This is a genomic window from Marinoscillum sp. 108 (assembly GCF_902506655.1).
In the GTDB taxonomy this organism is placed as follows: Bacteria; Bacteroidota; Bacteroidia; order Cytophagales; family Cyclobacteriaceae; genus Marinoscillum; species Marinoscillum luteum.
The window spans coordinates 3,347,363-3,363,134 of sequence record NZ_LR734808.1 but is presented as its reverse complement, the minus strand read 5'-3'; the positions used below and the strand labels follow the sequence as shown (position 1 = coordinate 3,363,134).

The following is a 15,772-nucleotide window of genomic DNA, read 5'->3' as shown; positions in this document are numbered from 1 at the left end:
CACAAATTTGCATCATACTGAACCATTGAATCTGAATAAATGAAAATTAAATCATTTGTATTTAATCCGTTCTACGAAAACACTTATGTACTCTGGGATGATCGCATGGAGGGTGTGATCATAGATCCCGGCTGCTACGAGTCCTACGAAAAAGAAGAATTAACTGATTTCATAAAAAAAACAGGCATCCTGATCAAAGCCATCGTGAACACCCACTGCCATATCGATCATGTCTTGGGGAACTACGACATGAAACTGGCATTTGGATGCCCCCTTTGGCTACCTGAGGGTGAATTGGAAATTTTCAGAGCGGTGAAAGCTTACGCTCCACAGTGGGGGATTCATCAGTACAGTGAATCCGAACCTGATCGGCTTCTGAAAGAAGAGGATCATATAGAGTTTGGAGAGACTACTCTGGAATGCATCTCCGTACCAGGGCATTCACCAGGGCATTTGGTGTTTTATCACTCCGGTGAGAAGAAATTGATAGGTGGTGATGTACTCTTTCGCGAAAGCATAGGCCGAACTGACCTCCCCGGAGGGAATCATGCGCAGCTCTTGAAAAACATTCAAACAAAGGTCTACACCCTTCCCGAAGAAACAGAGGTTTTCCCGGGGCATGGCCCTTCTACCACCGTGGGCTATGAAAAGGCAAACAATCCGTTCATCAAAGGCGCATGAAGAAGCACATTCCAAATTTTATCACCTGTCTTAACCTGGTAACAGGAGCCCTCGGATGTATCACCATCCTCCAGGGTGACTTTCATTTGGCCATCTACTTTGTTATTGTGTCCGGGCTTTTTGATTTCATGGATGGGTTTGCCGCCCGGATTTTGGGCGTGCAATCGGCCATAGGCAAGGAGTTGGATTCTCTGGCAGACATGATTTCGTTCGGGTTGCTGCCGGCCCTGTACATGGTCATGCTCATCAGGGATCAGGAACCCACCAATGAGTACCTGGCTTTTTCGGGTCTTCTGATTGTTGTGTTTTCTGCCATTCGCCTGGCTCGTTTCAATATTGATGACCGACAAACCGATCACTTCATAGGGCTCCCGACTCCCGCCAATACCGTACTAATCACCTCGCTCACCTTCTTACCGGCCGCTTTTCAGCTATCTATCTTAGGGTTACTGATCTTCACCGTTGTTTCCAGTTTGTTGCTGGTGGCCAATTTGCCACTCATTGCACTTAAATTTAAAGGGGTGAGTTGGGCTGCCAACAAGTGGAAATACCTCCTGATGATGGTGGTCATAGGTCTGCTGGCCGCGCTGCAGGATGCTGCCCTTCCCCTGATCATCCCTGTGTACCTGGTCATTTCTATTGTTGGGAATTTAAGCACCCGTTCAAGCGTTTAATCCCATGTCGAAATATAATTTTATCCATTTAATGCACGTTGGTAGATAGATGCGCCTGTTAATCACCTTCCTTACACTGAGTATCGCCACCTGGTCTATGGGCCAAAGTGTACTATCGAATGGCCAATGGCACAAAGTGGGCCTTACCAAAGAAGGCATCTATAAACTCGACAAGAATTTCCTCGTGAAGGAGGTGGGGATCAATGCTGGCTTTGATCCGCGAACCTTAAAAATATATGGAACCCCACATGGTGGGATGCTCCCTCAGGCCAATAGTGTGGAAAGGTTTTCAGACCCCCAGCAATTTGCCATTTGGGGAGTGGGCGATCAGGATGGCCGTCTGGACGATCAGGATTATTTTCTTTTTTACAGCGAAGGACCTGACAAGCTCATGCTGGATAGTACCGGCGCTCCTGTGTATGAAAACAACCTTTACAGCGATACACTTTACTACTTCATGACCACTGGAGGGGAGCCCGGCAAGCGCATCACTACTGCAGAAATCCCTGCCCCCACCGGAAGCGTTACCACTTCCTATTACGATTATATCACTCATGAAATAGATATAGAGAACCAGCTTAGATCCGGACGCCAATGGCTGGGTGAAAAATTTAAGAAGAATCAGGATGTCCAGCAAAGTTTTGAATACACCCTGTCGGGATCAGCGGATTCTGTGGAGGCATGGGTAAGTGTAGCTGCCAACTCCGAAGGCCCCTGCTCCTTTGATGTCAGTGTGAATAACAATGTCTTAGGTAATATCCCGATAGAGGCCATTCAGAATGGTGTATACGGCGAGAAAATCAAATACAATGCTATTAATGCGAAGACACAGGTTTCGGGTAATAAAGTCACGCTGACACTCACCTTTCAACCTGCCTCTGGAGTAGATACTTCTCTTGGCTTCCTGGACTTTTTTGTGATGGCCATCAAGCGAAAAATCAACCTTGGTGATGACAAGGAAATGATCATCAGACTGGCTCCTGGTAGTCTCCGTACTTTTGAAATCAGTCAGGCCACGAACCAATCACAGGTATGGGACATTACCGACCCTCTCAATGCGCGCCGCTTGAACAGCAGCATCGTCAACTCCAACATTCAATTTTCCAACCAGTATGCCCAGCAAACCTTTGTCGCCTTTGATGGGAGCGATTTTCCTTCGCTAACCTATTTCCATCCCATTGGCAACCAAAACATCAAAAGTCTGGCGGGCAATGAGGGGCTTATTGTCACCCATCCTGATTTTCTGGATGCGGCCAACAGACTAGCTGCTTTCCATCAGTCCTACAGTGGCCTCTCTGTGGGAGTAGTCACCACCAGTCAGGTGTACAATGAGTTTTCGGCTGGCCGACAGGACCTCACAGCCATCCGTGATTACGCGAGGTACTGCTACCTCAAAAGCGGGAAAATCAAGTACCTCCTGCTCTTTGGTGACGCATCCTATGACTACAAAGACCGGCTGAGCAATAACACCAATTTTGTACCGGTGTATGAGTCTCACGAATCGGCCCATAACATTTTGAGTCACTCTTCCGACGACTATTTTGGGTTCATGGAAGAAGATGAGGGCACCTGGTACGAAGGTGAGCGAAAAGAAAACTCTTCTACCACCTTCCTAGTCCCATATCAAGACCATACCATGGACATTGGCGTGGGCAGATTGCCGGTAAAAACCTCCGAAGAAGCCCACGATGTGGTCGACAAGATCATCAGGTACAAAACCGCCACTCAAGTGTTTGGAAAGTGGAGAGACCAGATTGCCTATTTCTCTGACGATGGTGATCGCAATGCTCACATGATCCAGGCCGAGCAATTTTTTCAGATTGTAGACACCACCGCCATAGAATACACTGCCCGGAAGCTCTATCTGGACCTGTATGATCAAAGCAAAGACCTTAATCCTTCTCCTGCTCAGGAGGCCTTTCAAAACACCATAAAAGACGGTGTGTTTATGCTCAATTACATGGGGCATGGCAATGAAAGCCAGCTCACCGAAGAGAATGTTATCACACTTTCGGTCATTCGTAACCTTACCAACCGGCACAAACTTCCGCTGTTTATTACAGCCACTTGTCAGTTTGGGAAGTATGACAGCCCCATCCTCGTTTCAGGGGCTGAGCGGCTACTACTCAATCCCAATGGTGGAGCCATCGCACTGCTCACCACCACCAGGCCTGTGTATGCACACACCAATTTTCCTGTCAATCAGGCCTTGCACGAAAACCTTTTTAAGAAAATAGACGGCAGGCATCCGCGACTTGGCGACATCATCCGGCTAACCAAAAACGCCAGCCTGAGCGGCCCCATCAATAGAAATTTTTCCCTCCTCGGAGACCCCATGCTCACCCTCAACTACCCAGAGCACAATATCAGCTTTGACCAGATGGAAACGGAGCAGGATACCCTGAGTGCATTGGAAGTCTATCGGCTCTCCGGGAAAATTACCTCTCAAGGCGCTCTGGTACCTGGCTTTTCAGGTAAGGCCATTGTCACACTCTGGGACATCCCACAGGAAAAAGTCACGAAAGGACAGGAAAGCGATCCCTTTACCTATTCGGACCAAACGAACTCACTATTCAGAGGGGAGATCACTGTGACAGATGGGCGCTTTGATACGGAGTTTATCCTCCCCAAAAACATCTCACACAAATTTCAGCCTGGCAAACTCACCATGTATGCCTGGAACGAAAACGAACGGACGGATGCCTCTGGTGCTTCCAGAAATTTTGTACTGGGCGGCATAGCTGATCAGGTGTCAGAAGACAACACTCCTCCCAGAATTAAAGTCTTCATTAATGACTCTACCTTTTCACCCGGAGGCACTGTGGGCACCAACAGTCTCCTGATCGCCAACCTGTCAGACGAAACAGGGATTAACATTTCCGACAATGGCTTCAATCAGGGAATTACCCTTCGGATCAACAGTGGTGATGAAATCGTGCTCAATGAGTTTTACACCGCGCACACTGACACCTACAAAAGTGGCACTGTCCTTTTTCCGCTTCAAAACCTGGAAGCCGGCAAGTATACAGCCACCCTAAAAGTTTTTGACGCGCACAATAATGCAGCCGAAACCACAGTTGAGTTTAAGGTATCCGAAAAACCAATCATAAGACTGTATAATGCTATTAATTACCCCAATCCAGTGTCACAAGCTGGGGAAACTACTTTCAGATTTGAGCATGATCGGGAAGACGAAGAATTGGAAGTGAAAATATCATTGTATAATATGCGGGGTGAATTGGTACAGGAAAGTAACTTTCAAGTGGATAGCAGTCCAAGAGCAGTGGATCATCTGACCGTCAGAGCCTCCAACTATCAGGGAGCTCCATTGGACAAAGGCGTTTACCTGTATCGACTAAAAGTGACCAGTACGCTGGATGATGCTACCAATGAAGTTATCAAACGCCTAATAATCATTAATTAATTATCTTTGCCAACCTTAAAAAATCATTGAATGAGTTTACGTATTAAACAGGCCATTTGGACATTCGTCGGGCTACTTCCGATCGGGGTAATGGCTCAAAATAACTCCGCTTACATCTCGGGACAAGACAGCTCCCGAAACCCTATTACCGTGGCAGTACCATTCGTGAGTTTTGCTCCGGACAGCCGTGCTTCAGCCATGGGAGATGCCGGCGTGGCTTCCTCACCAGATGAATACAGTGTACAGTGGAACAATGGCAAACTCGCTTTCATAGAAGACGATCTTGGATTTTCGTTTTCCTACTCTCCCTGGTTGGGAAACATTGTGGACGACATGTCCCTCAATTACCTGACCTTTCACACGAAGATTGACAGAATTCAGACCATCGGCGTTTCTCTGAGATATTTCGATTTGGGCGAAATCCAATTGACAGACTCTAACGGCGAACCCCTTGGATTGGAAAACCCAAGAGAAGCTGCCTTTGATGGTACCTACAGCCGAAAGCTCTCTGAAAACATCGGTGTGGGGGTAACTGCCCGATACATCTGGTCAAACCTGTCTGGAAACATCACTGGCGCCCCTGACGCCAAAGCTGGCACCAGTGTGGCAATCGACCTGGGTTTTTACTACACCAAAGAACTCATCTTCAACGGCATGAATTCGGAGTTGTCCTTCGGTGCGCATCTGTCTAATTTCGGTAGAAAAATCACCTACAGCAATGACTCTAATGAAGACTTTATCCCTACCAACCTACGTCTGGGAACAGCCTTCAAAATTGATATGGATCCCTACAACAGTGTGGCGTTCCTGTTGGATTTTAATAAACTCCTGGTTCCCACTCCGCCCATCTACGAAGTTGATTCTGATGGTAATCTGGTGACAGATAATAATGGTGACCCGGTAATCGCTAAGGGAGAAGATCCTAACCGACCACTGCTGAGCGGTGCTTTCGGCTCGTTTACAGATGCCCCTAATGGATTCAGTGAAGAAATGCAGGAGATCATGATCTCTACCGGACTGGAGTATCGCTATCGCGAGGTTTTTGCGATCCGCACCGGTTATTTCTATGAGCATCAGAACAAAGGAAATCGAAAATACTTTACCGCCGGTATTGGCTTTAAATACCAGGTTTTCGGAATCGATTTTTCATACCTGGTGCCTCAGGAAAACAATCACCCGCTGGGAAACACACTCAGACTTTCGTTTGTCTTTAGTTTCGATACCAAAGACGAAGAGCCAACGGTGAATTAATGCCAAACAGATCAGTAGCCCCTGAAGCAACAGCTGTAGCCAGACCCAACCTGCCGCAGCCTAAAGAAATCATGCTGGGTAATATCCCGCTGACGGTTGTCAATCTGGGATTACAGCCTTTGGTGCTGTTTGAAATAGCTGTGCCAGTAGGCCGATGGGAAGAACCTTCTCCCGGCCTGGCATTTTACCTTTTCAAAATGCTCACTGAGGGCACCAAAAGCAAGTCATCCGAACAAATTGCGGAAGCCTTTGACTTCTTTGGGAGTCACCTGGAAGTCATCCCTACTCTGGATGGGGTCTCAATCAAACTTTACACACTCAATAAGTTCTTTCCTGCACTATTGGAATTGCTGGTGGAGATGCTCACCGAGTCGGTATTTCCGGAGGGCGAATTCAATACCCTCAAGCAAATAAGGATAGAGCAAGTGCGTCAGCAGCACGCCAAAAACAATGCTTTCGCGAACCTGAAGTTTAGGGAAATGCTTTTTGGAAAAGAGCATCCTTACGGACTATTGATGGACGTGGAGATGGTGGAAAAGGTCACTTATCAGGATTTGCTCCATTTCAAAAATGCACTCCTCACGGCTCCACGGCTTTTTATTTCCGGCCTGGTTACCGACGAGGAGATTGGAGCCATTGAGCAATTCTTTGGCAACGTGGCTTTTCATGCCTCTCAGCCGGTGAATAACCATCCCCTGGAAACCACCAGGTATCTGGAAGTGACCCGTGAGGACAGCACACAGGCCAGTATCCGCCTGGGCAAGGTCATGATTGACCGGACTCACCCAGACATTCACTTGCTAAAGATCACCAATGAGCTACTTGGAGGTTTTTTTGGCTCACGCCTGATGAAAAATATTCGGGAGAAAAAAGGGCTGACTTACGGAATTCACTCCAGCCTCGTCCATTTACAAAATGCATCCTACTGGACCATCAGCTCAGAGATTCTCCGTGAGAAAACCGAGTTGGCTCATCAGGAGATCCTCAAAGAAATCAGCCGACTGAAAAGTGAGACACCCACCGCAGAGGAATTCAAAATGGTGGTCAACTACATGAAAGGTAAGTTTCTTAATTCGTTCGATTCCCCTTTTAGCTCACATGAAATGATCAAAGGCCTGAAACAGGCCGGGCTTACCGAGCAATACTTTTACAATTTCCTGGATACGCTGGACACTGTACAACCTGAAAATCTTTGCGAAATGGCCACCCAATATTTTGGTGAGGATGATCTGATCTTTTTGAAAGTGGTCTAAATCACGGTTATTTCCTCAATAACAAGTAATCTCCAACAATCTGTATCTGTTGGTAGTCGAACGGTACTTTAGTAAACCCTGAGTAGTCCAGGACTCCTTTTTTACCAGATCGGCCGGCTATGATGAGTGCCTGATCGGTATCTTCTATGGACCCATAATTGGGACGTACAATAAATTTACCATTGGCATCAACCAGACCCATTTTCATATCCCAGTCTGTGATCCTGTAATTGCCAGTGGTGAGGCGCTCGATGTACTTCCATACAGGGGCTATCACTTCTTCCCCTTCCTGATTGATAATTCCAAAATGCTCACCCGACTGAATCACAGCCAGACCATGATCAAACACGCTGGAGTATCTGTAAAACGGCTGAATGACCAAGTTCTCGGCGGGGTCTACAAAACCCCATTTCCCCAGCAATTTTACCGGGGCCAGCCCTTCATGATAATATTGCGCCGAGTCATACCGGTTAGCAATCCTGAGTTTTCCGTTCTCATCTACAAAACCGTGCTTCCCATCCTTGATGATATGGAAGTACCCTTCTGAATAAGAAAGCACATCCTCCACCGCATCTTTTGGGCCTAAGAGCACCCGCCCCGTCCCGGAAATGAGCCCCGTGATGGTACCTTTTCTCAATTCAAAAAACTCACCATGCCGACTCACCTCATCATATTCGGGATAAATATAGTACCCCTGATCAGTCACAGCTCCCACACTGGCAGAGTCCTGCACAGCCAGAAAATCTCCCGGCATCAGTGTATATGGCAACTCATACAACAACTTCCCACCCAGGCTATACACATGAGTGGCAAAGCCTCTTTCGGCCAAATAGAACGATTGATAGGCATAAACACTGTCATACTGAGGCATGATCAGCCACTCATCGTCAAAGCCACTCACGCCCCATCTGCCATAGTTTTTAGCCATAAAATGGCCCGGATTAGTGGTGGGTATAACATCCTCAAAGTGATAATTAATGAGCTGCTCACCCTGAAAATCTACCCAGCCCCAATAATCATTTTTCCTGACCGGCACATGGCGCTCCTGAGAGCTCCTCACCTGCTGAAAAGGTCGGTCATTGATCTTCCTGCCAAAAAGATTGTACACATCCCAGCTAGCCCCTGATTTTGCATAAAAATAATCAGCATCCACAGCGACTGAATCAAACCCTATGGCCACTTCACGACCATCTGTCTTGTAAATCCCCCAGGTCTGGAGGTACTTATTGCGTGTCACCAAGAAACCGTTGCTGATGTACTTTAGGCCATGTTGCTGATCCTGAAAGAGTGTCTCGCTAGCACCCAGCATGTGTTCGGCATTGTTCACATGGGCGATAAGTAAGTCCGTTTCATAATCGTAACTCAAAGAATCACAGAGAAAAAATCGTTGCTCAGCGCCATTCAGCTTTTTCACTTCCCAGCGGGGAAACTTCACCAAATCCTCAACTGACTTGTAAGTAAGCTCATGGATCAACTTGCCGTGATGATCAAGAAAACCCTGATACCCCTCATTGATAACCACCAGGCCCTCCGAGGTGGGCTTTACCTCATCCACCCATACGGGCAGTACCACCTGACCGTTCAGGTTATAGATTCTCGCTTTACGGGCCTTGTTTCTCGCCAAAATGTAATTCCCTTCCCGATCTATGGAAGCATACTCCGGGGCAATCAATCTTTCATTTTGATCTGTATACACGCCAAAGCGCAACTCACCTCCGGTGACGTACTCTGACACGAGTAGCCGGTGATCTCCCAAATCATCAATGGTGTAGTACTTGAAATCGAGATGCACTTGGGACTTGCTGTCAATCAACCCACGGAAAATAATATTGGTGAATTTTCCGGCTATCCCTGCCTCGAAAAGCAAATCATTAAAAGGCTCCAGCGTGGTGTATCTGGCATTGGTGAGCTTGGTAGTCTTAATATTGATGAGTCCCCACTTCCCATTTTCAAAATATCCGATAGACTCGCTCGTGATATCACTTTGCCCATTGGACCAGCCCAGCTTCTCATAGATTGCTGGCACTACCACCTGACCCTGATCATTGGCCACACCCTGCAAACCACCAGATGTGATGATGCGCAACTCGCCCGCAAAACCAGCCAAGCCAGAAAAAAACAGAGCCAAAAAAACGTAGGATTTACGCATGCTCAAATATAGAGAAGGTAAAGCTAGATGACTACTCGGAATCTTTGGTTTCTTCCTTTTCGAGATTGAAAAGATCATTGAGGAGCCCCACCATAGAATCAGCTTCACCCCGTTTGCAAGCCGCTTTTAGTTGCAACACCGGGAGCTTGATCACTTTCTGGATCATGTTCTTGGTGGCTTTATCGAGAAGCTTGGCCTGTGCCTCATCTACCTTGTCAGTATATCTGGCCAGCTCTTGCTTTCTGATGTCCTCCAGAGCCTGCTTGAATTTCTTGATGGTAGGAGATACTTCCATCTCCTGTGACCAGTTGTCAAACTCAGCGATACTCTCAGTGACAATGGCGCTCACCAGAGCTACTGCAGATTTTCGCTTCTCAAGAGCTTCTGAGGCTCGCTCCTGAAGCTGATCCACGTTGTAGAGCAGCACACCGGATACGGATTCCACATCCTCGGCAATACTTCTGGGTACCGAAAGATCTATCAGCAATTTGGGATGAGAGTTTTCTGAGAGGTGCGCTGCATGGATAATTGGACTGGGAGTCTGCACCGCACTGATGATCACGTGCGCGTCTTTTAACACCGCGTCCAACTCTTCAAACGGCCTGGCCAGATAATCCAGCTCAGCAGCCTTAGCCTCTGCTGTAGAGAAAGTCCGGTTCAGGAGCGTGATCTCCGCATTCACCCCTTTGAGGTTTTCAGCCACATTCTGACCGATTTCTCCCATTCCCACAATGGCCACTTTGGGAGCGGTATAATTGACCATAAACTTCTCAGCCACGCTGGCGGCAGCAGAAGCCACAGAAGCTGTTCCGTCGTGAAAGGCAGTTTCCTGAACTACCCGCTTGTTCGTATAAAATATGGTATGGAGCAGGCGATGTAAAAATGGACCCGCCATGTTTTCATCAGCCGCCCACTGATAAGCTTTCTTTACCTGATTGGTGATCTGGATATCCCCTAGGACCATTGACTGAAGGCCAAGCGCCACCTCAAACAAATGCCGAACCGCCTCCCGATGAGTGAACGGTTTGAAATATCCGGCTGATGGTGCGGTAGTAGAAATACCATGAAACACATCCACCAACCCGCTGATTTCTTTGTTTAGATTCTCGGAAGCAAAATAGTAGATCTCTGTTCGATTGCAGGTGGAAAGCACCAACGCCTCATCCACACTCAACATCTCCTTGAGCTGAACCAGAAAACGCCTTGTCTGCGGCTCATCAAAAGCCACGGACTCTCTCACCTCCAACGGAGTGTTTTTATAAGATATCCCTACTGCCTTAAAATGTCTCTGCATCTATCCTTTACGCTACTTTACTTTTTCGTGAAAATTTCAAGTGTTTGCAAAAATAAGGCACGATGCGTTATTAACCACATGACATTTATCATAAAAATCTATTATTCTTGTTTGTAAACACCGGTCAATGATCAGATTTATCAGACAGTGGATAATTGACACGCTTGGCTTTTCGAAATCTGAAGCCAATGGCACCCTCGTTTTGATTCTCGTCACCTTTCTGGCAGCCGTACTACCCAAAATCTATCTCATTGAATCGCGATCGGACAAAGAAAGTTTCACTGCTGACCAAGAATCTTTGCGCCAGTGGGGAGAAGAGCTGGAATCCTTTTTGGAGCTGAAAGAATTTAAAAGTCCGGAAATCACCTCCCCTATCGTGGAACCCAAATCCTTCCCCTTTGACCCTAACACGGCCTCCCTACAAGACCTTATCTCCTTGGGGTTTTCCGAAAAAGCCTCCACTAACCTAATCAACTATCGTGAACATGGCGGGTCCTTTAAGGTGAAAAGTGACCTCTCTAAAATATACGGCATCTCAGAAGAGCGTGTGCAGGCGCTGTGGTCGAAAATCCAGCTCCCGGAGGTGATCGCTCCCAAAGAATCGAAAATAGTACCCGTAGAAAAGGTTACTGAAAGTAAGAAAAGGTTCGACATTAACCGCGCAACAGCAGCTGATTTACAGACTGTCCGGGGAATAGGCCCTGTGCTCTCTGAGCGAATCGTCACTTTTCGAGATAAACTCGGTGGATTCCACTCGAACGATCAGCTGCGTGAGGTTTACGGCCTTGACCCGGAGGTCATCAACAAGCTATCGCATCTGGCTATTTTCACCGGAGAGGTGAGAAAAATCAACATTAATACCGATTCGCTCAAACACCTCTACACACATCCCTACATCGATTACAATCTGGCAAGGGCCATTGTAAGTTTCCGCAAGCAGCAGGGACATTTAGATTCTGTCAGTCAGATAAAACCCATAAAGATTCTCAGCGACAGTTTATATCAAAAAATATATCCCTATCTTTCACCTAATCCGTGAAGGACACCTTATGGAGAAAATTCTACAATCTTACTTACGTAGGCTCACCAATCTGTCCGGAAACAATCGATCACTACTCCTCCTTAGGTTGATCTCGGATCAGTTTCTCGACATTCACGATCTGGATTTTGCCAATAATGAACCCAGCTTCAGTGTGATTGAAGCACTCATAGGTCAAAAAGAGCGCATCAAACTCTGCGATGAATTTGATGCGAGAGATAAGTCTGTCAACACTACCAGCCAGAAACTCAGAAAAATTCAGCGAATAGAACAGTTTATCTTTCAGGAGCGAGGGGCCCGGGACCTTTATGTTGGGTGGCCATTCGTCCGGGGTAAATTCAGTGATGGAACCCTGGTCAGGTGCCCACTCATTTTCTTCCCGGTGTCTTTGAGTCGCGGCCCTAACGGCTGGCACCTGGAGCAACGCAAGGATGTAAACATCACCTTCAACAAAACCTTTCTGCTCAGCTATGCATATTACAATAAAGCCTCTCTGGACGAGGAATTAATTGAATCTGTGCTGACCGATCTGGACCGGGACAGCACTGTGTACCGCACGGAGCTCTACGGAATATTGAAGGAGAGCAATCTGGAATTAAACTTCAATCAGGAAAATTTTCTGGATAAGTTACTCCCCTTTGTCAACTACAAAAAAACGGATTTCGAAACAGATCAAAAAAATGGTGAGTTAAAACTACATCCAGAAGCTGTCCTGGGCATTTTCCCACAGGCGGGCTCCTACCTGGTACCGGACTACGTCAAATTACTGGAAAATCCGAAAACCACGGATCTATCGGACTTCTTTACCTCCCGAATCAAAGAGGATCCGGAGGCTTCTCAAAACATTCGCTTTTCCGATCAGGTAAAGGAAGAGACCACCTTCACGCCGTTTGAGATGGATGCCTCGCAGGAGTATGCACTCAAACTGATCAAAAACGGCAATTCCCTCACCGTGCAAGGCCCTCCGGGTACAGGCAAGTCTCAGCTTATCTGCAACCTGATCAGTGACTTTATCGCCAGAGGAAAAAACGTGCTGTTGGTCTGCCAGAAAAAAGCGGCGCTGGATGTGGTGTATGCCCGCCTGCAGCAGCAGGAGCTCCATGACTTCATCGGCCTGGTCCATGATTTCAAAAATGATCGGAAAGATATTTTCGGGCAAATCGCCAGACAGGTGGACAGTCTGGATGAATACCGCCAAAAAAACAATGGCCTGGATGCCATCCACCTGGAGCGTAACTTCCTGCAGGCCAGTAGAAAAATCGATCAGACCACAGAAGAGTTGGAGGAGTTCAAAACGGCCCTTTTCGATGAATCTGAATGTGGAAAGTCGGTAAAAGAACTTTACCTCACATCAGATCCCGAGCAGCCTTCTTTTTCCCTCAATCAGCAATATCGACAATTTGATTACCAGCATGCCCCCGAGTTTATCAGCCGACTTTCACGGTTTCTCGATTACTATCAGAAATTTGAAAAAAAACCACATTTCTGGATCTCTGGGCCCTCTTTTGCCACCTTCACAAGTCAGGACTTTGTCAAGATCAAGGCGCTCCTGGAAGAGATTCCCGAGTTTGAGCTCAGACTAAAAACTGAATCGCTCCAATTTGCCGTACTGGCCCTTGACTTTGAAACCTGCCTGCATTTCCTATCCCATCAGCAAGACCTCAGCATGCTGCGTACCAACCTGGATAACGAGACCGTGTTCCAGTATTATAAGCACATGATGGAGTTTGATCCGGATGAAGACCCGCTATGGCTCTCCAATCTGGAACGAACCATGCTGCAGTGTTTTAAAGGGGACGGACCTGAGGTTTCGCTGGCCTCAAGTGAACTCGGTCGCTTTCAGGAAGCGCTGGAGCACGCCATACGTGCCCGAAAAAACCTGTTTAGCTGGATCAGGTGGCGACTCTTTTCAGCAGACAAAATTTTCATCACCCGTGTGCTGGTAGCGAACGAGCTCAAGAGCAACCGGGAGGGATTTGAGATTCTTCTGAAACGCATTGACAACCGACTCAACTATGAGCACATTGTCACCAAAATAGAGAAAACCCCTTGGCTTATAGAATTTCCCAAAACCTTTCGGAAAATTGACATCCAGAATTGGTTTTTTTACCAAAAACTGGGGCTAAAATGTATACAGCTGACCCGAGCTGTGAGAACCATCACACAGTTTATCCCATCCAAAACAGTGGATCGTGGATCCTATATTTCCGCTCTCGGGGCGCTCCTCTCGTTCCTTGAAAAGATCCCTCTGCAACTCCAACGGTGGGCCAAATACATTTCTGAAAAGCAGGTACGCAGTATCCTCCTCGGCAAGGAGCGGGTGGAAATCATTCAAAAGCAACTCACTGAGGATTTTGATGCGTTGGTGGAGTATCACAAGCTGAAAGGAGGGTTTACCAGAGAGGAAGAAAAAATCATTTCAGAACTCGTGGACAGAGATCATGAGGACAAGCAAAAAGTGATCAGTCTTTTTGAAAACAGTCTCGCCCTGGCCTGGATCGATCACATTGAAACCAAATACCCCATTTTGAGGGCTGTTTCTTCCTTCAAGATTGACCACCTCACACAGGAGCTACAGCAGGCCATTGAAGACAAAATGAGCATCAGTAAAGAAATACTACTGCTCAAGTCACGGGAACGAACCTATGAAAACCTGGAATATAACAGGCTCAATAATCTGGTAACCTACAAGGATCTGTATCATCAGGTCACCAAGAAAAGGAAAATCTGGCCTATACGAAGGGTCATTTCACAGTTTCATGAAGAGGTATTCTCCCTGCTCCCATGCTGGCTGGCTTCTCCAGAGTCCGCATCGGCTATTTTCCCTATGGCTGAGACTTTCGACCTGGTTATTTTTGACGAAGCGTCTCAGTGCTTTGCTGAGCGGGGCATCCCGGCCATGTACCGCGGCAGACAAGTGGTCATAGTGGGTGATGATAGGCAGCTTCAGCCCAACGACCTCTACCGGGTACGATGGGAAGACGAGTCTGACGATGCGCCAGAGTTGGAGGTGGATTCTCTGCTGGGTCTGGCCAAACAGTACCTGACAGAGGTAAGCCTGAGAGGTCACTACCGTAGCAGGTCATTGGAGTTGATCGAGTTTTCCAATCATCACTTCTACAATGGCAAGCTCAAGCTACTCCCCGACTATCATCTGGCCAAAAATGGGAAGCCCAACATCCACTATTTAAAACAAAATGGTACCTGGAAAAACAACACCAACCAGGAAGAAGCAGAGGCTGTGATAGCGCTCTTGAAAAAACTCAATCAATCTCACCCTGATAAATCCATTGGTATAGTCACCTTCAACAACAATCAGCAAGGGCTCATTTTGGATTTGGTAGAGCAGAAACAAGACGCATCCGAACTTACCATCCCGGATTCGCTCTTTGTCAAGAACATAGAAAATGTGCAGGGAGATGAGCGCGACATCATCATATTCAGTACGGCCTATGCCCCTGATCTGAAAGGCAACCTACAGCTCCGCTTTGGTTCACTCAATCAGGCCGGAGGCGAAAACAGGCTAAACGTGGCCATCACCCGCGCACGTGAAGCGATCTACGTCATCACCAGCCTGCTTCCCCATCAGCTCCACACCGAGCAAACCGTCAACCCAGGCCCGAAACTGCTAAAAGCCTATCTGGAATATGCCAAAAACGTGAGTGATGGCCAGTGGCAACCCGAAAGCCAGGAAGACACCAACCACCATCAAAGCTGGTACCTAAGAAACAGACTCACGCATACGGAAAGTACCGCCATCCTGGAGAAGAGCCTGCCCTTTGCGGACCTGACGGTAAAAATGAACGACCGGAACCAAGGCCTGATTCTCACGGATGATGATCTTTTTTATGATACCCTATCGGCCAAGGAAGCACATAGTTACCGCCAAACTCATTTCGTAGAGAAAGGCTGGCCGTTTTTACAGTTTTACAGCAGAGAATTTTGGATCAACCGTTCTCAAGCTCAGGAAAAACTGGAGAAGTTTATTCACCGAATGGAAGAGTAAG

Annotated in this window: 9 protein-coding genes; 7 read left to right on the top strand and 2 right to left on the bottom strand. The window is 47.2% G+C overall.

The genetic code is table 11. From position 1 onward, the window contains the following. Nucleotides 1-39: 39 nt before the first annotated feature. Genes GV030_RS13665 through GV030_RS13645 form a run of 5 tightly spaced genes read left to right on the top strand, consistent with a single transcriptional unit; the run spans nucleotide 40 to nucleotide 7,283 of the window. Nucleotides 40-681, top strand: a complete 642-nt coding sequence (locus tag GV030_RS13665; RefSeq protein ID WP_159582943.1) for an MBL fold metallo-hydrolase — start codon at nucleotides 40-42, stop codon at nucleotides 679-681. Continuing rightward, the gene (pssA, locus tag GV030_RS13660) at nucleotides 678-1,355 is read left to right on the top strand and encodes a CDP-diacylglycerol--serine O-phosphatidyltransferase (RefSeq protein ID WP_159582941.1); all 678 of its coding nucleotides are present in this window, start codon (nucleotides 678-680) and stop codon (nucleotides 1,353-1,355) included. Before GV030_RS13665 ends, pssA begins: the two co-directional genes overlap by 4 nt. Nucleotides 1,356-1,404: 49 nt before the next feature. After that, nucleotides 1,405-4,779, top strand: a complete 3,375-nt coding sequence (porU, locus tag GV030_RS13655) for a type IX secretion system sortase PorU (RefSeq protein ID WP_159582939.1) — start codon at nucleotides 1,405-1,407, stop codon at nucleotides 4,777-4,779. Between the two features lie 30 nt (nucleotides 4,780-4,809). Further along, complete coding sequence (gene porV / locus GV030_RS13650) at nucleotides 4,810-6,030, top strand: type IX secretion system outer membrane channel protein PorV (protein ID WP_159582937.1); 1,221 nt, start codon at nucleotides 4,810-4,812, stop codon at nucleotides 6,028-6,030. Further along, the gene (locus GV030_RS13645; RefSeq protein ID WP_159582935.1) at nucleotides 6,030-7,283 is read left to right on the top strand and encodes a pitrilysin family protein; all 1,254 of its coding nucleotides are present in this window, start codon (nucleotides 6,030-6,032) and stop codon (nucleotides 7,281-7,283) included. The genes porV and GV030_RS13645 overlap by 1 nt, the downstream gene beginning before the upstream one ends. Before the next feature lie 7 nt (nucleotides 7,284-7,290). On the opposite strand, the gene GV030_RS13640 is transcribed toward GV030_RS13645, so the two are convergent. Then, nucleotides 7,291-9,432 (bottom strand): WG repeat-containing protein, encoded by a 2,142-nt coding sequence (locus tag GV030_RS13640; RefSeq protein WP_159582933.1) that lies wholly within the window; start codon nucleotides 9,430-9,432, stop codon nucleotides 7,291-7,293. 31 nt (nucleotides 9,433-9,463) lie between these two features. Then, entirely contained in the window at nucleotides 9,464-10,726 is a 1,263-nt protein-coding gene (hemA, locus tag GV030_RS13635; RefSeq protein ID WP_159582931.1) for a glutamyl-tRNA reductase, read from the bottom strand. 127 nt (nucleotides 10,727-10,853) lie between these two features. On the opposite strand from hemA, the gene GV030_RS13630 reads away from it, so the two are divergent. Together GV030_RS13630 and GV030_RS13625 are read left to right on the top strand one after the other, a co-directional pair. Continuing rightward, nucleotides 10,854-11,765, top strand: a complete 912-nt coding sequence (locus GV030_RS13630; RefSeq protein ID WP_159582929.1) for a ComEA family DNA-binding protein — start codon at nucleotides 10,854-10,856, stop codon at nucleotides 11,763-11,765. A 10-nt stretch (nucleotides 11,766-11,775) separates the two neighbouring features. Next, nucleotides 11,776-15,771: an AAA domain-containing protein gene (locus GV030_RS13625; RefSeq protein WP_159582927.1), complete on the top strand. Its 3,996-nt coding sequence runs from the start codon at nucleotides 11,776-11,778 to the stop codon at nucleotides 15,769-15,771. Nucleotide 15,772 lies beyond the last annotated feature (1 nt).

Bases quoted from the DNA above. Each gene is read 5' to 3' on its own strand.
- GV030_RS13665 (WP_159582943.1), top strand. From the start codon at position 40: ATGAAAATTAAATCATTTGTATTTAATCCGTTCTACGAAAACACTTAT.
- pssA (WP_159582941.1), top strand. From the start codon at position 678: ATGAAGAAGCACATTCCAAATTTTATCACCTGTCTTAACCTGGTAACA.
- porU (WP_159582939.1), top strand. From the start codon at position 1,405: ATGCGCCTGTTAATCACCTTCCTTACACTGAGTATCGCCACCTGGTCT.
- porV (WP_159582937.1), top strand. From the start codon at position 4,810: ATGAGTTTACGTATTAAACAGGCCATTTGGACATTCGTCGGGCTACTT.
- GV030_RS13645 (WP_159582935.1), top strand. From the start codon at position 6,030: ATGCCAAACAGATCAGTAGCCCCTGAAGCAACAGCTGTAGCCAGACCC.
- GV030_RS13640 (WP_159582933.1), bottom strand. From the start codon at position 9,432: ATGCGTAAATCCTACGTTTTTTTGGCTCTGTTTTTTTCTGGCTTGGCT.
- hemA (WP_159582931.1), bottom strand. From the start codon at position 10,726: ATGCAGAGACATTTTAAGGCAGTAGGGATATCTTATAAAAACACTCCG.
- GV030_RS13630 (WP_159582929.1), top strand. From the start codon at position 10,854: ATGATCAGATTTATCAGACAGTGGATAATTGACACGCTTGGCTTTTCG.
- GV030_RS13625 (WP_159582927.1), top strand. From the start codon at position 11,776: ATGGAGAAAATTCTACAATCTTACTTACGTAGGCTCACCAATCTGTCC.